This is a genomic window from Zavarzinia sp. CC-PAN008 (genome assembly GCF_051903925.1).
In the GTDB taxonomy this organism is placed as follows: domain Bacteria; phylum Pseudomonadota; class Alphaproteobacteria; order Zavarziniales; family Zavarziniaceae.
In genome coordinates this window covers 3,314,102-3,332,393 of the sequence record NZ_CP173678.1, presented here as the reverse complement: position 1 = coordinate 3,332,393, position 18,292 = coordinate 3,314,102, and the positions used below count along the sequence as shown (strand labels likewise).

Here is an 18,292-nt window from a genome sequence, read left to right as displayed (position 1 = left end):
GTCCTTATGCGGAAGTGGAGAGCTTGGCCACGCGCCGGGCATGGCGGCCCCCTTCGAACGGCGTCTCAAGAAAGGCGTCCAGGCAGGCGCGCGCCATCGCCTCTTCGGTATTGCGGGCGCCCAGGACCAGGACGTTCGCATCGTTGTGCTGGCGGCACAGCTCGGCGGTGGCGCGGTCATGGACCAGGGCGGCACGCACGCCGTCATGGCGATTGGCCGCGATCGACATGCCGATGCCGGTGCCACATATGGCGATGCCGCGCGCGACCCGGCCATCGCCGATCGCCGCCGCCAGGGCATGGGCGAAGTCGGGATAGTCGACCGACTCCGCGCTGTTGGTGCCCAGGTCGAGAACGGAAAAGCCCCGCGCCTCCAGGTCCTGCCGCAGCGCGTCCTTCAGGGCGACGCCGGCATGGTCGGATGCAAGGGCAATGGTTTCAGCCAAAGCGAATTCCCTCGGGCCTGCTGACTGCGTGAGAGGCGGGACACTACCATATCTGGCGCCCCTGGCCAGCCGGGCACCCAGGGGCGCGGTGCCCGGCACCCATGCGTGGCACGCCCGCCTCAGTTGGCGGGAACGGCGCACCCACATCCTTCGAGACGCGCGTGCCGCGCTCCTCAGGATGACGACCGTTGGAAGGGTCCCGAAAACATTAACGGCGTCATGCTGAGGAGCCGGTCTTCAGGCCGGCGTCTCGAAGCATCATGTGCAACACCCACGCATTCCCCGCCGCTCAGCCGCCCTTGTCCCGCGCCAGCAGCCCCGCCAGCTTGCGCGCGGCCTGCCGGCCCAGCAGCTGCGGCGAATAATTGGCCGGCCCGATGATCGACGCCTCCCGCCCGGTGACGGGATCGACGGCCGTTGCCTTGGCCGAATTGCCGATCCGCACCACCTCGATCAGGAAGCCTTCCTCGCTTCGGCCAGCCACGCGTGGGCCTCAGGCCGCCCGTGCCAGGGCGTGGCGGGTCCACACCTGGTTCAGCGCCGCCACAAGCGCGTGCATCATCGCATCCGTGTGCAGCGGGGTCGGCGTGAAGCGCAGGCGTTCCGTGCCGCGCGGCACGGTCGGATAGTTGATCGGCTGGACATAGATGCCATGGCGGTCCAGCAGCTCGTCCGAGACCTGCTTGCACAGCGTGGCATTGCCGACCATCACCGGCACGATATGGCTGGCCGAGTCCATCACCGGCAGGCCGGCCTCGCGCAGCAGGCGCTTCAGCGTGGCGGCCCGTTCCTGGTGGCACGTCCGCTCCAGGCTGCTGGACTTCAGGTGCCGGATGCTGGCCAGCGCGCCCGCCGCCAGCACGGGCGCCAGCGACGTCGTGAAGATGAAGCCCGGCGCATAGGACCGGACCACGTCCACGATCTGGGCCGAAGCGGCGATATAGCCGCCCATGATGCCGAACGCCTTGCCCAGCGTGCCCTCGATCACGTCCAGGCGGTGGGCGACGCCGTCCCGCTCGGACACGCCGCCGCCGCGGGCGCCGTACATGCCCACCGCATGGACCTCGTCCAGGTAGGACAGGGCGCCGAACTCCTCGCAGACGTCGCACAATTCGGCGAGCGGAGCGATGTCGCCGTCCATCGAATAGACGCTCTCGAACGCGACCAGCTTGGGCGCATCCGGATCGGCGTCGGCCAGCTGCCGGGCCAGGTCTTCGGGCGAATTGTGCGCGAAGATCCGCTTCGACGCGCCAGAGCGGCGGATGCCCTCGATCATCGAGGCATGGTTCAGTTCGTCCGAATAGACGATGCAGCCAGGCAGCAGCCGCGCCAGCGTCGACAGCGTGGCCTCGTTCGAGACATAGCCGGAGGTGAACAGCAGCGCCGCCTCCTTGCCGTGCAGGTCGGCCAGCTCCTGCTCCAGCGCGACGTGATAGCTGGTGGTGCCCGAGATGTTGCGCGTGCCGCCAGAGCCCGCGCCGACATGGTCCAGCGCGCCATGCATCGCCGCCAGCACCGCAGGGTGCTGGCCCATGCCCAGATAGTCGTTGGAACACCACGAGACGATGGCTCGTTCGCCGGCACGGGCCTGGGGGAACGCCCCGCATGACCGCTCCAGCTCGGCAAAGATGCGGTAGCGGCCTTCGGCCTTCACCGCTGCCAGGGCATCATGGAAGCGCGCCTTGTAGTTCATGGCATCGTTCCTGTTCGCTGATTCCGCAGGCCATCCGGAAGACGATGGGGCTGCGTCCGCCGACGGGCGGGTGCTCGACGCTTTCCCTTCGCGCCATCCGAACCTATAGTCCACCGCTCACTGGGGGGAGCCGTTCGGCTGAGAGGTCCTGCGAAGGACGACCCCTTGAACCTGATCCGGTTCGTACCGGCGTAGGGACAGGTGAAATGGACGTCTTTCCAGGCGTGGCCGCAAGTTGCGGCGATGCCGCACTCGCAATCGTCGGCGCCGCCCTGGCGCATGGTGGCGCGCCGCTGTTCCAGGACCTGGACCTGCCCCTGGCGCGTGGGCGCTGGACCTGCCTGCTGGGCCGCAGCGGCACTGGAAAGTCTTCGCTTCTGCGGGCCCTGGCGGGTCTGCGCGTTCCCGGACTGACCGCGACGCGCCTTGGCGACCAGGGCCGTGTTGCCTGGATGGCCCAGGGCGACCTGCTGCTGCCCTGGGCCAGCCTTTGCGACAACGTGACCATGGGCCAGCGCCTGCGGGGCGAGCGGCCGGACCGCGCCCGTGCCCTGGACCTGCTGGCCCGGGTCGGCCTGGGGGACAAGGCGTTGCGCCGCCCCGGCACCCTGTCGGGGGGCGAGCGTCAGCGCGTCGCCCTGGCCCGCACCCTGGCCGAGGACACGGCGATCGTCCTGATGGACGAACCGTTCTCGGCCCTCGACGCCGTCACCCGGCACGAACTGCACGCCCTGACCGTGCGCCTGCTGGCCGGCCGCACGGTCTGCCTGGTCACGCACGATCCGTTCGAGGCACTGCGCCTCGCCGACCGCATCGCGGTGCTGCGCGGACGGCCCGCGCGGCTTGACTGGATCGACCCGCCCCCGGGTCCCACGCCCCGCGCCGCCGGGCACGAGAGCCTGGCCCGGGCGCATGGCCGGCTGCTGGCCCTGCTCGGCGACACGGACCCGGCATGAGGGGTTTCGCCCGGGCCGCCGCCTCCCTCCTGCTGCTCCTGGCGGCGTGGCAGGGCTTCGTCTGGGCGACACGTCCGCCCCCCTTCATGCTGCCCGACCCGCTGCGCGTGGCCCAGGCGGCGCTGCGCACCTGGCCCACCTTGCTGGATGCAACCGGAATCACGCTGGCCGAGATCGTGCTGGGCCTGCTCACCGGCATCGCGGCCGGCGTCCTGCTGGCGTTGGCCCTGGCTGCGGTCCGGCCGCTTCGCCTGTGGCTGCTGCCGGCCCTGGTCGTCAGCCAGGCGCTGCCGGTCTTTGCTCTGGCGCCGCTGCTGGTGCTCTGGCTGGGCTATGGCATGGCGCCAAAGGTGGCGATGGCCGCACTGCTGATCTTCTTCCCCGTAGCGGTCACGTTCCTGGACGGCCTGCGTCGCGTCGATCCGGCCCTGCTGGACCTGGCCCGCACCATGGCGCCCGATACCGGCTGGGCGACCCGCGCGCGGCGCCTGTGGCAGGTGGAGCTGCCGGCTGCCCTGCCGGCCCTGGCGTCCGGCATCCGCATGGGGGCGGGCGTCGCGCCCATCGCCGTGGTGATCGGCGAATGGGTCGGTGCCTCACGCGGGCTAGGCTACCTGATGCTGCACGCCAATGGCCGGGCCCAGACCGACGTCATGTTCGCGGCGCTGGCCTGCCTCGCCCTGCTGTCGCTGGCGCTCTATTTCGGCATCGACGCCGCCCTGCGCCGCGCCTTGCCCTGGCTGCCCGACGACCGGGCCCAGCCGATCCCTCCCCTGGAACGTTAAGGAACCTGTCCCATGCGATTGATCCTGTTGGCAGTCCTGCTCCTGGCAGCGAGCCCTGCACTGGCAGCGGAGCGGCTGACCCTGGTGCTGGACTGGTTCGTGAACCCGGACCATGCCGCGCTGATCGTGGCGCAGGAGCGCGGCTTCTTCCGGGACGCAGGGCTGGACGTGGAGCTGATCGCGCCGGCTGATCCGAATGACCCGCCGAAACTGGCAGCGGCCGGAAAGGCAGACCTGGCAATAACCTATCAGCCACAGTTGATGCTACACGTGGAGAACGGCCTGCCCCTGAAGCGGATCGCCACCCTTGTGGCCCAGCCCCTCAACGCCCTGATCGTCCTTGAGGATGGACCGGTGCGCGACCTCGCCGACCTGAAAGGCAAGCGCATCGGCTACTCGGTCGGCGGGTTCGAGGAGATCCTGCTGGCGACCATGCTGAAGGGGGCGGGCCTGTCCCTGGCCGACGTCGAACTGATCAACGTGAACTTCTCGCTCTCTCCGGCACTGATGGCGGGCCAGGTCGATGGCGTGATCGGCGCCTATCGCAATTTCGACCTGCCCCAGCTGCGCTTGGCGGGCAAGCCGGGCCGCGCCTTTCCGGTCGAGGAATTCGGCGTGCCCGTCTATGACGAGCTGATCGTGGTCGCGGCGCAGGGCCTGCCGGGCGATGCCCGCCTGCCGCGTTTCGTGCAGGCGGTGGAACGCGCCGGGCTGTTCGTCGCCAACCACCCTGATGCGGCGTGGGGCGACTTCGCCAAGGCCCATCCCGACCTGGACGACGAGCTGAACCGCGCGATCTTCAAGGAGACGTGGCCCCGCCTGGCCGTCAGTCCCGCGGCACTGGACCCGGCGCGCTATGCCCGCTTCGCGGCCTTCATGGCAGAGGCGGGCCTGATCAAGGCGGCGCGCCCGGTCGCCGACTACGCCGTCACGCTGGACTGAGGCAAGGGCCGCGGCACCACCTCTCGACCCGGCATGCCCCGGTCATCCGGGTCCCGCCGGGCCGGGAGGCGAAGCCTGCGACCCGGCGCTATGCCCCCTGGGACCCTCCCTATTCCGGGACGATATCCGCGACCTGCGGGCCCTTTGGCCCATCGCCGACGCGGACCCGCACGGCCTGGCCGGGGCTGACCTCCCCCATGCCGGCGCGGCGCAGCGTCTCCATGTGGACGAAGATGTCCTGCGTGCCTTCGCCGCGCGAGACGAAGCCATAGCCGCGCAGCCGGTTGAACCACTTCACGGTGGCGCGCTCATAGTCGCCCTCGCCCACGATCGGGGCCAGGGCGGGCCGGCGGACGGCGCGGCCGTTGCGCTCGCCTGGGATGGAGGTGGTGGTATCCAGCGACAGGATGCGCAGCGCCTGCAGGCCCTTGGTCCGGCGCACCGCCTCGCAGCTCATCGTGGCGCCCTCCGGCATCGTGTCGATGCCGGCCTGCCGCAGGGCCGACAGGTGGACCAGGATGTCGGGTCCGCCATCGGGTACGGCCACGAAGCCATAGCCCTTCACCGCATCGAACCACTTCACGGTGCCGGTGACGATCTGGATTTCGGCCGCGATCGCATCGGCCTGTACTGACTGCTGATCCATGAACCCCGCCCCACTAGAACGCAGCACGGCTCTTTCCATTCCGGTTGAGGCTGTTGCCTTTCAACCATGGTCCCCACAAGCCGCCCTCTGAGAAATTATCACGCGCCTGTCATATGCAAGCACGCCTGTCGGTCCCCGCCCCCGCAGCACGCGGATGAATCACGGGCGGTGATGCAAACACGACACGCTTTTTACCCACCGGCCCGCCGAAATGAGATTCGGTTGTAGCACCGGGACCCAAGTTCCTGTGTTCCAACGTGCTTCCCTGGCCCGGGCCCGCCCCGGGAAGGCGTTCGCGCACAGGCCCGTGCGCCTGGCCGCCCGGGGTCGGACCGCGCCGCGACGCGCCTGTCTGTCCACTGCAGAACACAAGCACCACGTCCATCGCGTGCCGCGTGGCCCCGTCCGTTGGGGGATACCGGGCGGGGGGATCCTTGCCTATCCTGCACGGCCTTGGACTTTCTTCCGGATGCCCTGCATGAGCTTCGACGTCGCCGCGGTCAGGCGGACCTTCCCGATCCTGGGCCAGGCGGTCGGCGGCCACGCCCTGCACTATCTCGACAACGCGGCCACCGCCCAGGTCCCGCAGGCGGTGCTGGACGCGATCGTCCGGCACGAGACGACGGCGCGCGCCAACATCCACCGCAGCGTCCACACCCTGGCCGAGCGCGCGACAGAAGCCTATGAGGCCGCCCGCGCGACGCTGGCGCGGTTCATGGCCGTGCCGGCGGAGCAGGTCGTCTTCACGGCCAGCTGCACGACCGCGATCAACCTGGTGGCCCATGCCTTCGGTGCCGGGCTCAAGCCCGGGGATCGCATCACGCTGACGGCGGCGGAGCATCACGCGAACCTGGTGCCATGGCACCTGCTGGCCGAGCGCAGCGGCGTGGCCCTGGATGTCATTCCCGTGGATGGCGCCGGCCTGCTCGACCTCGATCATCTGGACCGGGCGATCGGCGCGCAGACCCGGCTGGTGGCGGTCGCCTATGCCTCCAACGTCACGGGCGCGGTCGCGCCGCTGGCGCCCATCGTGGCCCGCGCGCGTCAGGTCGGTGCCCGCGTCCTGGTCGACGGCGCCCAGGCGGGTCCGCACGGGCCGCTGGACGTGGGCGCGCTCGATGTCGATTTCTTCGTCCTGGCGGGGCACAAGATGTTCGGCCCGAACGGCATCGGCGTGCTGTGGATGGCGCCCGACCTGATCGACAGCCTGCCCCCCTTCCTGGGCGGCGGCGACATGATCCGCAGCGTGGAGGCGACGCGCTCCACCTATGCCGAGGGCCTGCGCCGGTTCGAGGCCGGCACCCCGCCCATCGCGCAGGCAATCGGCCTGGCGGCCGCCGCCGACTGGCTGGCGGGCCTGGACCATGAGGGGGCGGAGGCGCACATGGCCCGCCTGACCGGCCGCATCCTGGACGGCCTCGGCGCGATCCCCGGTGTGGATGTGAAGGGACCGCTCGGCCTGCAGGGTCGCGTGCCGATCGTGTCCTTCACCATGGAGGGCGCCCATCCCCACGACATCTGCCAGATCCTGGATGGGCATGGCGTCGCCTGCCGCGGCGGCCACCATTGCGCCCAGCCGCTGATGGCGGCCTTCGGCATTGCCGGCACCACCCGGGCCAGCCTCGCCCCTTATAATGATGATGGCGACGTGGACGCGCTGCTTGACGGCCTGGCCGCCGCGCGCCGCATCCTCGTGCGCTAGTCTAGTCGGGAATGTCCTCGGCGCTGACCCGGATCGTCTCCGCCCGGTCGGTGAAGGGGAGTTTCCGCGCCGCCGCCGCCAGCAGGGCGACGGCGTGGCGGTCGGCCGCGATGGCCAGGCCGCTTGCGCTCAGGCCCGCCCGGCCCTCCAGCCGCTCGATCGCCCCGCGATCGACGCGCAGGACCACCGGCTCCCAGGCGGTGGCACCCTCCCCCTCGGTCGCCCACAGGGCCACACCGTCCCAGGCCTCGCGATAGTCGGTCAGGCGCTCGGTCATCCGCATCAGCATGGCGCAACCCTAGCGGCCCACGGCAGCGACAGCCACAACAGCCGAATGCAGACCTCCGCTCCGCGATCCGGCACACTGCACGGCACGGGACGCAACGACGTGCCCGGGAAACGGGGAGGACAGGGCATGACAGGACAGGGGCGGGTCGCCGGCAAGGTGGCAATCGTGACCGGCGGGGCTTCGGGCCTGGGCCGGGCAACGGCAGAGCGTCTGGCGCAGGAAGGTGCCATCGTTGTCGCCACCGATATCGCCGAGCCGCAGGCGGCACCCGCGGGCATCGCCGCGTTCCACCGCCAGGACGTCCGCTCCGAGGATGGCTGGAAGGCGCTGGTGGCTGAGGTGGTCCACGCCCATGGCGGGCTGGACATCCTGGTCAACAATGCGGGCGTGGGCCTGACCGGCGGCCATCATCGCGGGGTGGAGGACACCGCACTCGAGGATTGGCGCACCGTGCAGGAGATCAATGTCGAGGGGGTCTGGCTGGGCTGCAAGCATGCCATGCCGGCACTGCGCGACCGCGGCGGCGGCGCCATCGTCAACCTGTCGTCGGTCGCCGCCCTGATGCCGACGCCGTTCCTGGCCGCCTATGGCGCCAGCAAGGCGGCGGTGGAACAGTTGAGCCGCACCGTCGCCCTGCACGGGGCACCGCACAAGGTGCGCTGCTGCTCCGTCCATCCCGGGCAGATCGTGACGCCCATGCTGGACGGCCTGCACCACGCCATCGGGGTCGAGACCAACCAGGGCGACGAGCAGGCACGCGCGGCCTTCCTGACCCGCATTCCGCTTGGCGTCTATGGCGAGCCGATCGACATCGCCAACGCAGTCCTGTTCCTCGTCTCGGACGAGGCACGGCACATCACGGGCCTGAAGATGGTCGTCGATGGCGGTATGATGCTGCTCTGACGCAGGGTGCGGGAGCGAGGCCTCTTGTTCATTTTCTGTTCCCATGAACAATGGGGCCATGGTCGATCCCGTGCCGCAGACCCTGGCCGACGTGATGCGCCGCTACCAGGTGGTGCTGGGCCAGTGCGCCGACTGCGGCCATGCGGACGAGGTGCCGACGACGGGGCTCGAACCGTCGCTCGCCCTCACGCGCCTGATCCCCCGGCTACGCTGCAGGATATGCGGCTCGGCCCGTGTGCGGATCGCCGTCGTGCGGAGCAGCGAGGTGAACTGGTTCAAGCGGGCCGCCAGGCGCTAGGGATCTTCGGGAGGACACCATGTGCGGCCGCTACCTGATCGTCAGCACCCTGGACACGATCCTGAACACCTTCGATGCGCGACCCGGTGCGGCGGGCGCCGGCAACTTCCCGCCCCGGCACAATGTGGCGCCCACGCAGGCCGTGCCGATCGTGCGGGAGGCGGCCGAGGCGCCGGCCGGGCGCGAACTGGTCCACGCGACCTGGGGCCTGATCCCGTTCTGGGCCAAGGATCGCACGATCGGCCCGCGCTGCATCAACGCCCGGAGCGAGACGGTCACCACCACGCCCGCCTTTCGCGAGGCCTACAAGCGCCGCCGCTGCCTGGTCGTGATGGACGGCTTCTACGAGTGGCAGAAGACGGCAGGACGCAAGGGCGGGCAGCCCCACCGCATCGGCATGGCCGACCAGGCCCCCTTCGCCACCGCCGGCCTGTGGGAACGCTGGACCGACAAGGAAACGGGCCAGCCGCTCGACTCCTGCACCATCCTGACCACCACGGCCAACGCCCTGCTGGCGCCTCTGCATGACCGCATGCCGGTCATCCTGGACGCCGCCGCGCAGGCGCTCTGGCTCGACCCGGCGGCAGGCGACGCCAGCGTCCTGCTGCGCCCCTACCCGGCCGAGCGCATGGCCCTGGTCCCGGTCGACCCCGCCGTCGGCAATGTCCGCAACCAGGGCCCCTTCGCGGAGCTGACGCCGACGCCGGTCCTCCTGTGATCGGCCCACGCCGCAGGCAGCGGCGGCGCGGCTGGACGGGACGGGTGCGGCCATGCTAGCCGGAGCCGATGGCCAGCCTGCGGCCGCGGGCGAACAGTGAACGATCGGGGTCCGATGAGCATCCTTGGGAAAATCGCGAACCGGATCAAGGATCATACCCTGTCCCGCCTGCACGCGCCCCGGATCGCCGTCACCCCGCTGGAGGGGCTGGTCCGCCTCGGTTCGAGCTATGGCGGGTGGACCGTCAAGGCGGACGCCGACCTGAATGGGGGGCTCGTCATCAGCTGCGGCCTGGGCGAGGACGCGTCATTCGACGTCGAGATCGCCAACCGCTACGGCGCCCGGGTCGTCATCGTCGATCCCACGCCGCGCGCGCTCGACCATTTCCAGCAGATGATCGGCCGCGTGGGCCAGGCAGCGGAACGGCCCTATGCCCCCGGCGGCAAGCAGCCGGTGGACGCCTATGACCTGGGCAAGGTCCAGCCGGAACAGATCACGATCGAGGCGAAGGCGCTGTGGATCAACGACGATCCGGTGCGCTTCTTCAAGCCGGCAACCGCCGGCCATGTCAGTCATTCGATCAAGTTCGTGGGCAACTCGGCGGATGACTACATCACCGTGCCGTCAACGACCCTTGCCGCCCTGGTCGCGGCCCTGGACAACCGCGAAATCGCGGTGCTCAAGATGGATATCGAGGGGGCGGAGGCGGACATCCTCGACTCCATCGACACCTGGGGCGCCCTGCCCCGCCAGTTGCTGATCGAGTTCGACGTCCTGCGCGAACCAGGACCCGCCTCGCGCCAGACGGTGGAACGGATCGACGCCCGCCTTCGCGCCAAGGGCTATGTCTGCGGCCAAGCGGAAGGACGCAACTACATGTACGTCCGCCAGGCCCGGTGAGCGCGCGGGTGGACGAACCCGCCGCCCCATGCTAGCCGAGACGAAAGCAACCGGCTCGCCCCGCCTCACCGGCGGGGCCCCTACGCCGGATGGGTGGCCGAGTGGTTTAAGGCAGCGGTCTTGAAAACCGCCGTGGCGGCAACGTCACCGTGGGTTCGAATCCCACCCCATCCGCCAGCGCCCCGTTCGCCTCGGCCATGCCCTAAAGCGCGACGTCCATGGTCTGGGCGCCCATCAGGACCGCGCCCGCGTTGAGGGCGCCGCGGTCGGCATTGAGGAAGGCGTGGTTCGAGGCGGCGTGGATGTCGCGGAAATAGCGCTGGATTGGATTCTCCAGCCGGATGCCTCGCCCACCCGTTGCCTTGAACAGCAGGTCGACCGCACGGGCGGCATCCTTGGCGATCGCCGCCGCCTCCCACTTGTAGGCGACGCGGCTCTCCAGGCTGGGCTGGCCGCCGTCGTCGATCACGGCGGCCATCTCGGCGAACACGGCATCGAAGCGCAGGCGCAGGGCCCGGACGATCGCGCCGGCCTCGGCCAGGCGCTGACGCACCAGCGGATCCTCCGCCGCCTTGCTGCCGTCATAGACGCTGCGCCGCACCTGCATCTGGTCGAGGAAGCTGTCCAGCGCACCTTCCGCCATGCCCACGGTGACCGAGGCCAGGCAATAGGCGAAGACGATGCCGAACGGGTAGCGGTAGGTCGGCGCGGTAAAGGTCGACAGGCCCTCGTCCTGGCGCAGGAAGGACAGGGCGAAGCGGTGCGTACGGTGCTCGGGCACGAACGCATCCTCCACCACGATGTCCTTGCTGCCGGTGCCTTTCAGCCCGATGACGTGCCAGGTGTCGTCGATGCGATAGTCGCTGCGGGGAATGAAGAACGCCCGCGCATCCGGTGCCGCGCCGGGAACGGCCCCGCCCAGGATCACCCATTGGCAATGATCGCAGCCACTGGACCAGGGCCAGCGCCCGGCAATGCGGTAGCCGCCCGGAACCGCTTCCACCTTGCCAAAGGCGGCATAGGAGGACGAGGCGCGCACGCCATCGTCGACCGCCCACAGGTCGTGCGCCATCTGCGGGTTCATCAAGCCCGGCTCCCAATTGTGGACCGCCACCAGGCACAGGCACCAGGCGCTGGACGGGCAGCCCTTGGCCAGTTCCATGGCGACATGGAACAGCACCTCCGGCCGCATCTCGTAGCCGCCATAGGCGGCGGGCTGCAGGATGCGATAGAAGCCTGCGGCCTCGAACGCGGCGATGGCCTCGGGCAGGACGGAGCGATTGTCCTCCGTCGCCTGGGCGCGGGTCGCCAGCGACGGGATCAGCGCGCGGGCGCGGGCCACCAGTTCGTCGGGCGTGGGAATGGGCGGCTGGGCCAGCTTGTATGCCGTTGACATGACGGGACCTCCCCGGATCAAGGCGTTCTGAACGTCGTTCGGACAGCAGCCTGCCGCAACCGGACCCCATGCGGAACTTTTGCCCGGTGATGCCAATCATTCACCGGATTTATGGAATACTGGCGCGATGGAACCGGGAGACGGCCTGCGCGGCATCAACCTGAACCTGCTGCCGATGCTGAGCGCGCTATTGCGCCATCGCAACGTGACGCGCGCGTCGGTCGAGCTGAACCTGACCCAGGCGGCGGTGAGCAACGGCCTGCGCCGCCTGCGCGCGCATTTCGGGGACGCGCTGCTGGTACGGGAGGGACGGCGCATGCGCCTGACCGAGCGGGCCATAGCCCTGCAGCCAGCGCTGGAGGCGAGCCTGACCAGCGTCCGCCAGGTGATCGGCCGGGGGGCGTTCGATCCGGCGACCACGACGCGCCGCTTCCGCATCGCAACGGCCGACTATGTGGCGGCGATCGTGGGGCCGCCGCTGGCGGCGCGCCTGGGCCGGGCGGCCCCATCGGCCAGCGTGCAGTTCAGCGTGGCGCGACGCGAATCGAGCGAGCTGCTGCGCGCGGGCCGGATCGACCTGATCGTCGGGCCGCGCCCCGTCCTGGCCACGGTCGTGGACGACAGCGCCAGCTTCGCCACGGCGCCGATCCTGACCGAACCCTTTGTCGTGATCGTGCGGCGGGATGATCCGGCGGCGGCCACGGGGCTGGACGAGCAGGGCTATTTCGCGCGGGCGCATGCGACCTTCAACCTGGACCTGTCGCTGCCCGCCAGCCTGGAAGTGCTGTACCTGCGCGAGCGTGGCCTGCAGCAGGTGGACCGGGTGGTCGTGTCGGAGTTCGTCAACCTGCCGCTGATCGTCGCCCAGAGCGACTGCATCGCGCTGATACCGCAAAGCCTGGCACGGCTCTATGCGTTGCGCTTCGACCTTGCCGTCCTGCCATCGCCGATCGCGGTGCCGGACATGGTCCTGACCATGATGTGGCACCGCCGGGTGGACGGCGACCCGGGCCATGCCTGGCTGCGCGACCAGTTCGCCGCTTGCGCCGCGATGGCGGCGCCAGGCTGACCGTCACGCGCTCCCCGGGCCCTCAGGCGATGCGGCGATAGGCAATGTCGCGGGCCAGCCAGCAGCCAAGGCGCAAGCCCGTGGTCGTCCCGTCGGACGCGCGGGCAAGGCACAGCGTCCAGTCGCCCGGCGCCGGAGCGTCCATCGAGCGTCGGGTGGCGATCGTCCAGGTGTCGGGGCCGGCGGGCGCGATGCGCTCCGGCCGGCCTTCGCCCAGCATGCCCTGGAAGATCGCATGCACGCCGCCGTCGCGCTCCTCGATCCGCAGCGTCGCGTCCAGTTCCTCGGCATGATAGACGCCGGCCAGGGCCTTCGCGTCCGCCCGCTCCAGCCGCGGCAGGGGACGCATGACCTGGATGCGGTTCTCTCCCGGCCGCGCCATGGTCAGGCTATCGCCCGTCCGGGCCAGGGTGACGCCGGGGCCCGCCAGCGTGCCGTCGGGGCGCAGGTCCAGCGCCTCAGGCCCCGTGCCATAGCGCAGGACGGCGCTGCGGCCCGCGACGTCCAGCCGGGCCAGCAGGCCGGTTTCCTCCCCGATCCACTGTCCGCTCCACGCCTCGGGCACCGCCTCGCCCGCCGTGGGCGGTTGCAGGCCAAGGGCCGCGGCCACCAGGCTGCGCGCGGCGCCATGGGCGTTGCCTTCATAATTCAGCATGACGACCGCCGACAAGCGGGCCGCCGACGCATGCAGGCGCTGCGCCCGGAAGCCGCGCAGCGCCCCGCCATGGCCGGTCAGGGCCACGCCCTCCATCGCCTCGTGCGCCAGACCGAAGCCGTAGCGCGCCGGGCTTCCGTCGCTGAAGGCGGGCGCCAGGGCCAGGCGCCGGTACAGGCCGGCCGCATCATCGCGCGTGGCGTCGATCCACGCCTCATAGGCTAGCATGTCCTCCAGCGACGCCGCGATCCCGGCATCGCCGATCCAATAGATGCCGTTCGCCGCCGGCAGGAAGCCGGTCGCGTCGCTCCCCTCGTAACCGACCACGCCATCGACGGGCGCGCGCGTGTCGGCCGCCAGGACGGCGGTGCCCATGCCCGCCGGTCCCCAGACATGGCGGCGATAGAGGCTCTCAAGGTCCGTGCCTGTCGCGTCCTCGATCAGGTCGCCCAGGATGCGGAAATTGGCATTGCAGTACGAGTAGCTGGTGCCCGGCGCGAAATGCGTGCTGCGCATGCGCGCCAGGACCGGATGCGCGTCCTCGCGCCGGAATGTCTGCTCCGCCCGGGCGCCGTGCAGCACGGTCAGGGCCCAATAGTCGCGCAGGCCCGACTGGTTGTCGCACAGCTGCCGCGCACTGGGCAGCGGCCCCGCCAGGTTGGGCAGCAGGCCGCGCACGCCATCGTCCAGACGCGCCGGATCGCCCAGCGTCGCCAGCAGGACGGCGCAGGTAAACTGCTTCGAGATCGAGCAGATGGGCAGGCGCGTCGCCCGCGTCATGGCCAGGCCAGCCTCCAGGTCGGCATGGCCCCAGGCGCGCGCGCCGACGATGCGGCCGTCCTTCACGACACCCGCCACGCCACCCGGCCCCGGAAAGCGCGCCGGCAGCAGGTCCAGGGCGGCGTCAAGGGCGGCGGAATCGAGATGCGTCATGGATCGGGGCTCATCGGGGGCGCGGCACCGCCGCAGAATGACGCCAAGGCTAGGCCACGGCAGGCCCGACCGCATCCCCCAACCGTGCCGGCCGGCCATCGATCATCGCCCGGATCCGGTCCATCAACTGGTCGATGGCAAAGGGCTTGGTCAGCACCTCCATGCCCGGCTCCAGCAGGCCGTTGCCCACGGCCGCGTTATGGGCATAGCCGGTCACGAACAACACCGGCAGGTCCGGGCGCAGGGCTCGCCCCGCATCGGCCAGCTGCCGCCCGTTGAGACCGGGCAGGCCGACATCGCTGACCAGAAGGTCGACACCCACCGCGCTGCGCAGGATCTCCAGGCCCGCCGGGCCGTCCCCCGCCTCGATCGTGCGATAGCCCCGCTCCTGCAGGGCGTCGACGATCAGCGCCCGCACGGTGGGTTCGTCCTCGACTACCAGGACGGTCTCCGTGGGCGGCGGTCGCGCGGCCTGCGGTGACGCCTCCACCGGCGGCTCGACAACGGCGCTGTCATGGCAGCGCGGCAGATGCAGGCGCACGGCCGTGCCCGTGCCTTCCGCGCTGTCGATGGTGACGAAGCCACCCGACTGCCGGGCAAAGCCATAGATCATGGACAGGCCCAGGCCCGTCCCCTGGCCCAGCGGCTTGGTCGTGAAGAACGGCTCGAACGCCCGGGCGGCCACGTCGGGCGCCATGCCGTGGCCGGTGTCGGCGACACACACGGTCACGTACTCCCCCGGCGGTCCGCCATGGCGCAGCAGCGCCTGCTCGGGATCGATCGTGGCATTGGTCGTGGCGATGGTCAGGCGCCCGCCGCCCGGCATGGCGTCGCGCGCGTTGATCGCCAGGTTCAGGATGGCGCTCTCCAGCTGGTTGGCATCGCACCGCGTGTGCCACAGGTCGGCGGCGCAGACCTGCTCCAGGACGATCCCCTCGCCGATGGACCGGCGGATCAGCTCGTCCATCCCGGCGACGAGCTGGTTCACGTCCACCACCTTCGGATCCAGCGCCTGGCGCCGGGAAAAGGCCAGCAGGCGCTGGGTCAGCGAGGCCGCGCGGTCGGCGCTGGCCGTCGCCGCCGCGGCGTAGCGTTCGACATCGGCGGTCCGTCCCTGGGCAATGCGCCTCTGCATCATCTCGAGCGAGCCGATGATGCCGGTCAGCAGGTTGTTGAAGTCGTGCGCGATGCCGCCCGTCAGCTGCCCCACGGCATCCATTTTCTGGGCCTGGCGCAGGGCCTCCTCGGCGGCGCGCAGGGCTTCGGCGTTGGCGCGCTGGTCGGTGACGTCGCGGCCATAGGCATAGACCAGCCCATCCTCGACCGCCGTGTGCCACGAGATCCAGCGATAGGCCCCGTCGGCTGTGCGATAGCGGTTCTCGAACCCGGTCAGGTCGGCGGCGGCGGCCGCACGCTGCAGGGCGGCAAGGGAATCGGGCTCGTCCTCCGGTACGATGAATTCACTGAAATGATGGCCGACCACGTCCTCGGCAGGGTGGCCCAGGATGCGCGTCCAGGCGGGGCTGGCCGAACGGAACACGCCATCCGCGCCCACCACCACCATCAGGTCGCGGCCATGCGACCAGATCCGCTCGGCCCGTCGCTCGGCCGCCGTCAGCGCGGCGACATTGGCCAGCGCACCGCTGATCTGCCCGGCGATCAGGCGGACGAAGTCGCCCAGATGGTCGTCGGCGCGGCGATAGGGGTTGAGGCCCAGGATCAGCCAGCCGAACGGTGCCTGGTCCGCGGCCCCCGGGATCGGCACGGTCATGGCCGCATCGGGCGGCCGGTCCCAGTCGCCGCTGGGCCAGTCGATCCCGTCCGGCAGGCGCACGACCTGGGCGGCGGCGGGGTCGTCGGCGGCCTCCGGCGGCAGCAGCGCCGCCACTTCAGTGCGGTCGACCAGGGCGCGGGCAGCCTCCCCGGCGGCATGAAAGAGAGGCGACGCGCCCAGCCGGACCAGGGCAAAGGGAAAATCGCGGCGATTGGCGTCCAGAACCGTGCAGGCGGCCTGGCGCACGGTGTCCTCGCTGGCCGCGCCGACCAGGGCCATGCCCAGCTGGCGCAGCGTGTCCATGCGGCGCTCGCCGATGACGCGCTCGGTGTCCTCGTTCACCACGCACAGCAGGCCGCTGACGCTGCCGTCGCCGCCGTGGAGCGGACTGTAGGAGAAGCTGTGATAGGTCTCCTCTGGATAGCCGCTGCGTTCCAGGAGCAGCAGCAGCGCCTTGTTCCAGGTGCCCTCGCCCGCCCAGACGCGCGCCACCTGGTCCGCGACATCGTCATAGACCTCGGCCCAGACCTCGCGGAACGGGCGGCCCATCATCGCCGGATGCTTGATGCCCAGCGTCGGGATATAGGCGTCGTTGTAGAAAAACAGCATGTCCGGGCCCCAGCCCAGCCACATCTCGAAGCGCGTCGTCAGCAGCATGCGCATGGGGATCTTCAGCGCGTCCGGCCAGGCCCGCGGATCGCCCAGCGGCGTGGCGCTCCAGTCGTGCCGTCGCATCAGCCGGGCCATCTCGCTGTTGCCCGGAAAAACGCCGGCCAAGGGATCGCCGTCCCCCCCGCCTTCGTCCCAGGTGCCGTCCTGCGTCATGAACTCCCCCGACCCTCCAGCCCATCACAACCCGGATCCCGCGATTCGGATGCCTGGTGTCTGCAACATTCCTGCGGCCAGCCCGCAGATCGCGCCAGCCTGTGGTGCGCGGGCGACGGTCGGGCGATCGTCCGCCGCCCCCCGTCGGGGTGTCCCGCCTGAACCCTTTGGCCGCGTTGGGGTTGGAACGGGTCCATCACGCAATGCCAGCACAAGCCGGCAGGACAGGAGATGACGATGAGCCACGATCCCGACGCCGCGCGCACCGAGCGCATCCGCACCCGGGCCTTCTACCTGTGGGAACAGGACGGGCGCCCTCTGGGCCGGCAGCACGAGCACTGGAACGCCGCCGCCCTGCAGATCGCGCGCGAGGACGGCCAGCGCCAGGGCGAGGCCGGCTCCGACGGCGGCCATGGCGACCACGACCCCGCTCAGCCGCTGCTCAGCACGCCCCGGCGCGATGGCGCTGGCGTCGATGCCTCCCGCACCGGACGCACGGCCTCCGGCGAAGGCTGAGGTACACGCGCGGACCGGGCACGACGCGGAGGCCGGGCCGCACTAGGATTGCGGCCATGAAGATGATCGGCCTGATCGGTGGCATGAGCTGGGAAAGCTCCGCCGAGTACTACCGCATCCTGAATGAGGGGGTGCGCGACCGCCTGGGGCCGACCGCGTCGGCCCGGTGCCTGCTCTGGTCGTTCGACTTTTCCGAAATCGAGCGCCTGCAGCACGATGGCGACTGGGACGCCCTTGCCGCCCGCATGGTCGATGCGGCGCAACGGCTCCAGGCTGCCGGGGCCGAAGTCCTGCTGATCTGCACCAACACCATGCACCGCATGGCCGACCTGGTGCAGGCGGCGGTCGGCATTCCGCTGCTGCACATCGCCGACCCCACGGGCGCGCGCGTCCGCGCGGCGGGAATTGCCCGTGTCGGCCTGCTGGGCACCGCCTTCACGATGGAACAGGACTTCTACAAGGGTCGCCTTGCCGCTCGCCACGGGCTGGATGTGATCGTGCCGGAGGCCGCCGACCGCGCGCTGGTCCACCGCGTCATCTATGACGAGCTTGTCGCCGGGATCGTCGACGACCGCTCGCGCCAGGCCTATCGCCAGGTCATCGCCCGGCTGGTCGCGCGGGGGGCGGAGGCGGTGATCCTGGGCTGTACCGAGATCATGCTGCTGCTTGGCCCGGACGACAGTCCGGTGCCGCTGTTCGACACGACCAGCCTGCATGCCCAGGCGGCCGTCGCGGCAGCCCTGGACGATGGCATCCCGGGCGACAGCGCCGCCCCGGGCGATCGGGCGGCCGTATCACAAGTGGCGCGAGGCGCCTGACCGCGCCACACTGCGCGCCTTCGAACACC

General features: G+C 70.5%; 19 protein-coding genes, 1 tRNA gene and 1 riboswitch. Of the genes, 12 read left to right on the top strand and 8 right to left on the bottom strand.

The features are described from left to right. Positions 1-4: 4 nt before the first annotated feature. From rpiB to hemA, 3 genes are all read right to left on the bottom strand, one after another. Entirely contained in the window at positions 5-445 is a 441-nt protein-coding gene (gene rpiB / locus ACI6GS_RS15660) for a ribose 5-phosphate isomerase B (protein ID WP_439814384.1), read from the bottom strand. Positions 446-734: 289 nt separating this feature from the next. Next, positions 735-929 (bottom strand): DUF6898 family protein, encoded by a 195-nt coding sequence (locus ACI6GS_RS15655; protein ID WP_439814383.1) that lies wholly within the window; start codon positions 927-929, stop codon positions 735-737. 9 nt (positions 930-938) lie between these two features. Further along, positions 939-2,138: a 5-aminolevulinate synthase gene (gene hemA, locus ACI6GS_RS15650; protein WP_439814382.1), complete on the bottom strand. Its 1,200-nt coding sequence runs from the start codon at positions 2,136-2,138 to the stop codon at positions 939-941. Positions 2,139-2,251: 113 nt separating this feature from the next. Next, positions 2,252-2,354: riboswitch (TPP riboswitch) on the top strand. On the opposite strand from hemA, the gene ACI6GS_RS15645 reads away from it, so the two are divergent. The 3 genes from ACI6GS_RS15645 (at position 2,345) to ACI6GS_RS15635 (ending at position 4,821) form a co-directional block, all read left to right on the top strand. After that, a complete protein-coding gene (locus ACI6GS_RS15645) occupies positions 2,345-3,094 on the top strand; it encodes an ABC transporter ATP-binding protein (protein WP_439814381.1) in 750 nt (249 codons plus the stop codon). It overlaps the preceding riboswitch by 10 nt. Next, complete coding sequence (locus tag ACI6GS_RS15640) at positions 3,091-3,879, top strand: ABC transporter permease (RefSeq protein ID WP_439814380.1); 789 nt, start codon at positions 3,091-3,093, stop codon at positions 3,877-3,879. The genes ACI6GS_RS15645 and ACI6GS_RS15640 overlap by 4 nt, the downstream gene beginning before the upstream one ends. A gap of 12 nt (positions 3,880-3,891) precedes the next feature. Further along, a complete protein-coding gene (locus tag ACI6GS_RS15635; protein ID WP_439814379.1) occupies positions 3,892-4,821 on the top strand; it encodes an ABC transporter substrate-binding protein in 930 nt (309 codons plus the stop codon). A gap of 109 nt (positions 4,822-4,930) precedes the next feature. On the opposite strand, the gene ACI6GS_RS15630 is transcribed toward ACI6GS_RS15635, so the two are convergent. Next, complete coding sequence (locus tag ACI6GS_RS15630; RefSeq protein WP_439814378.1) at positions 4,931-5,467, bottom strand: cold-shock protein; 537 nt, start codon at positions 5,465-5,467, stop codon at positions 4,931-4,933. 478 nt (positions 5,468-5,945) lie between these two features. On the opposite strand from ACI6GS_RS15630, the gene ACI6GS_RS15625 reads away from it, so the two are divergent. Further along, positions 5,946-7,169, top strand: a complete 1,224-nt coding sequence (locus ACI6GS_RS15625; RefSeq protein WP_439814377.1) for an aminotransferase class V-fold PLP-dependent enzyme — start codon at positions 5,946-5,948, stop codon at positions 7,167-7,169. 1 nt (position 7,170) lies between these two features. On the opposite strand, the gene ACI6GS_RS15620 is transcribed toward ACI6GS_RS15625, so the two are convergent. After that, positions 7,171-7,458 carry a hypothetical protein gene (locus ACI6GS_RS15620; RefSeq protein WP_439814376.1) on the bottom strand — a complete coding sequence of 96 codons (288 nt, stop codon included), beginning with the start codon at positions 7,456-7,458 and terminating at the stop codon, positions 7,171-7,173. Between the two features lie 126 nt (positions 7,459-7,584). Between ACI6GS_RS15620 and ACI6GS_RS15615 the strand changes: the two genes are divergently transcribed. From ACI6GS_RS15615 to ACI6GS_RS15595, 5 genes are all read left to right on the top strand, one after another. Beyond that, positions 7,585-8,361, top strand: a complete 777-nt coding sequence (locus ACI6GS_RS15615) for an SDR family NAD(P)-dependent oxidoreductase (protein ID WP_439814375.1) — start codon at positions 7,585-7,587, stop codon at positions 8,359-8,361. Positions 8,362-8,419: 58 nt separating this feature from the next. Next, complete coding sequence (locus tag ACI6GS_RS15610; RefSeq protein WP_439814374.1) at positions 8,420-8,659, top strand: hypothetical protein; 240 nt, start codon at positions 8,420-8,422, stop codon at positions 8,657-8,659. A 19-nt stretch (positions 8,660-8,678) separates the two neighbouring features. Beyond that, a complete protein-coding gene (locus ACI6GS_RS15605) occupies positions 8,679-9,377 on the top strand; it encodes an SOS response-associated peptidase (RefSeq protein WP_439814373.1) in 699 nt (232 codons plus the stop codon). A gap of 114 nt (positions 9,378-9,491) precedes the next feature. After that, positions 9,492-10,277: an FkbM family methyltransferase gene (locus ACI6GS_RS15600; protein ID WP_439814372.1), complete on the top strand. Its 786-nt coding sequence runs from the start codon at positions 9,492-9,494 to the stop codon at positions 10,275-10,277. 87 nt (positions 10,278-10,364) lie between these two features. Continuing rightward, positions 10,365-10,454 (top strand) — tRNA-Ser (locus ACI6GS_RS15595). Between the two features lie 25 nt (positions 10,455-10,479). Here the strand turns inward: ACI6GS_RS15595 and ACI6GS_RS15590 are convergent. Then, the gene (locus ACI6GS_RS15590) at positions 10,480-11,673 is read right to left on the bottom strand and encodes an acyl-CoA dehydrogenase family protein (protein WP_439814371.1); all 1,194 of its coding nucleotides are present in this window, start codon (positions 11,671-11,673) and stop codon (positions 10,480-10,482) included. A gap of 127 nt (positions 11,674-11,800) precedes the next feature. Between ACI6GS_RS15590 and ACI6GS_RS15585 the strand changes: the two genes are divergently transcribed. Further along, positions 11,801-12,742 (top strand): LysR family transcriptional regulator, encoded by a 942-nt coding sequence (locus tag ACI6GS_RS15585; RefSeq protein ID WP_439814370.1) that lies wholly within the window; start codon positions 11,801-11,803, stop codon positions 12,740-12,742. A 22-nt stretch (positions 12,743-12,764) separates the two neighbouring features. Here ACI6GS_RS15585 and ACI6GS_RS15580 read toward each other — a convergent pair whose 3' ends face one another. Beyond that, a complete protein-coding gene (locus ACI6GS_RS15580; RefSeq protein ID WP_439814369.1) occupies positions 12,765-14,330 on the bottom strand; it encodes a D-aminopeptidase in 1,566 nt (521 codons plus the stop codon). Between the two features lie 49 nt (positions 14,331-14,379). Beyond that, complete coding sequence (locus tag ACI6GS_RS15575) at positions 14,380-16,929, bottom strand: PAS domain-containing protein (RefSeq protein WP_439814368.1); 2,550 nt, start codon at positions 16,927-16,929, stop codon at positions 14,380-14,382. Between the two features lie 237 nt (positions 16,930-17,166). On the opposite strand from ACI6GS_RS15575, the gene ACI6GS_RS15570 reads away from it, so the two are divergent. Both ACI6GS_RS15570 and ACI6GS_RS15565 read left to right on the top strand, forming a co-directional pair. Further along, positions 17,167-17,445 carry a DUF2934 domain-containing protein gene (locus ACI6GS_RS15570; protein WP_439814367.1) on the top strand — a complete coding sequence of 93 codons (279 nt, stop codon included), beginning with the start codon at positions 17,167-17,169 and terminating at the stop codon, positions 17,443-17,445. Positions 17,446-17,501: 56 nt separating this feature from the next. Then, positions 17,502-18,263 (top strand): aspartate/glutamate racemase family protein, encoded by a 762-nt coding sequence (locus ACI6GS_RS15565; RefSeq protein ID WP_439814366.1) that lies wholly within the window; start codon positions 17,502-17,504, stop codon positions 18,261-18,263. Positions 18,264-18,292: the final 29 nt, after the last annotated feature.

Bases quoted from the DNA above. Each gene is read 5' to 3' on its own strand.
- ACI6GS_RS15585 (WP_439814370.1), top strand. From the start codon at position 11,801: ATGGAACCGGGAGACGGCCTGCGCGGCATCAACCTGAACCTGCTGCCG.
- ACI6GS_RS15600 (WP_439814372.1), top strand. From the start codon at position 9,492: ATGAGCATCCTTGGGAAAATCGCGAACCGGATCAAGGATCATACCCTG.
- ACI6GS_RS15645 (WP_439814381.1), top strand. From the start codon at position 2,345: ATGGACGTCTTTCCAGGCGTGGCCGCAAGTTGCGGCGATGCCGCACTC.
- ACI6GS_RS15635 (WP_439814379.1), top strand. From the start codon at position 3,892: ATGCGATTGATCCTGTTGGCAGTCCTGCTCCTGGCAGCGAGCCCTGCA.
- ACI6GS_RS15610 (WP_439814374.1), top strand. From the start codon at position 8,420: ATGGTCGATCCCGTGCCGCAGACCCTGGCCGACGTGATGCGCCGCTAC.
- ACI6GS_RS15575 (WP_439814368.1), bottom strand. From the start codon at position 16,929: ATGACGCAGGACGGCACCTGGGACGAAGGCGGGGGGGACGGCGATCCC.
- ACI6GS_RS15590 (WP_439814371.1), bottom strand. From the start codon at position 11,673: ATGTCAACGGCATACAAGCTGGCCCAGCCGCCCATTCCCACGCCCGAC.
- ACI6GS_RS15640 (WP_439814380.1), top strand. From the start codon at position 3,091: ATGAGGGGTTTCGCCCGGGCCGCCGCCTCCCTCCTGCTGCTCCTGGCG.
- ACI6GS_RS15625 (WP_439814377.1), top strand. From the start codon at position 5,946: ATGAGCTTCGACGTCGCCGCGGTCAGGCGGACCTTCCCGATCCTGGGC.
- ACI6GS_RS15570 (WP_439814367.1), top strand. From the start codon at position 17,167: ATGAGCCACGATCCCGACGCCGCGCGCACCGAGCGCATCCGCACCCGG.
- ACI6GS_RS15630 (WP_439814378.1), bottom strand. From the start codon at position 5,467: ATGGATCAGCAGTCAGTACAGGCCGATGCGATCGCGGCCGAAATCCAG.
- hemA (WP_439814382.1), bottom strand. From the start codon at position 2,138: ATGAACTACAAGGCGCGCTTCCATGATGCCCTGGCAGCGGTGAAGGCC.
- ACI6GS_RS15620 (WP_439814376.1), bottom strand. From the start codon at position 7,458: ATGCTGATGCGGATGACCGAGCGCCTGACCGACTATCGCGAGGCCTGG.
- ACI6GS_RS15615 (WP_439814375.1), top strand. From the start codon at position 7,585: ATGACAGGACAGGGGCGGGTCGCCGGCAAGGTGGCAATCGTGACCGGC.
- ACI6GS_RS15565 (WP_439814366.1), top strand. From the start codon at position 17,502: ATGAAGATGATCGGCCTGATCGGTGGCATGAGCTGGGAAAGCTCCGCC.
- ACI6GS_RS15605 (WP_439814373.1), top strand. From the start codon at position 8,679: ATGTGCGGCCGCTACCTGATCGTCAGCACCCTGGACACGATCCTGAAC.
- ACI6GS_RS15580 (WP_439814369.1), bottom strand. From the start codon at position 14,330: ATGACGCATCTCGATTCCGCCGCCCTTGACGCCGCCCTGGACCTGCTG.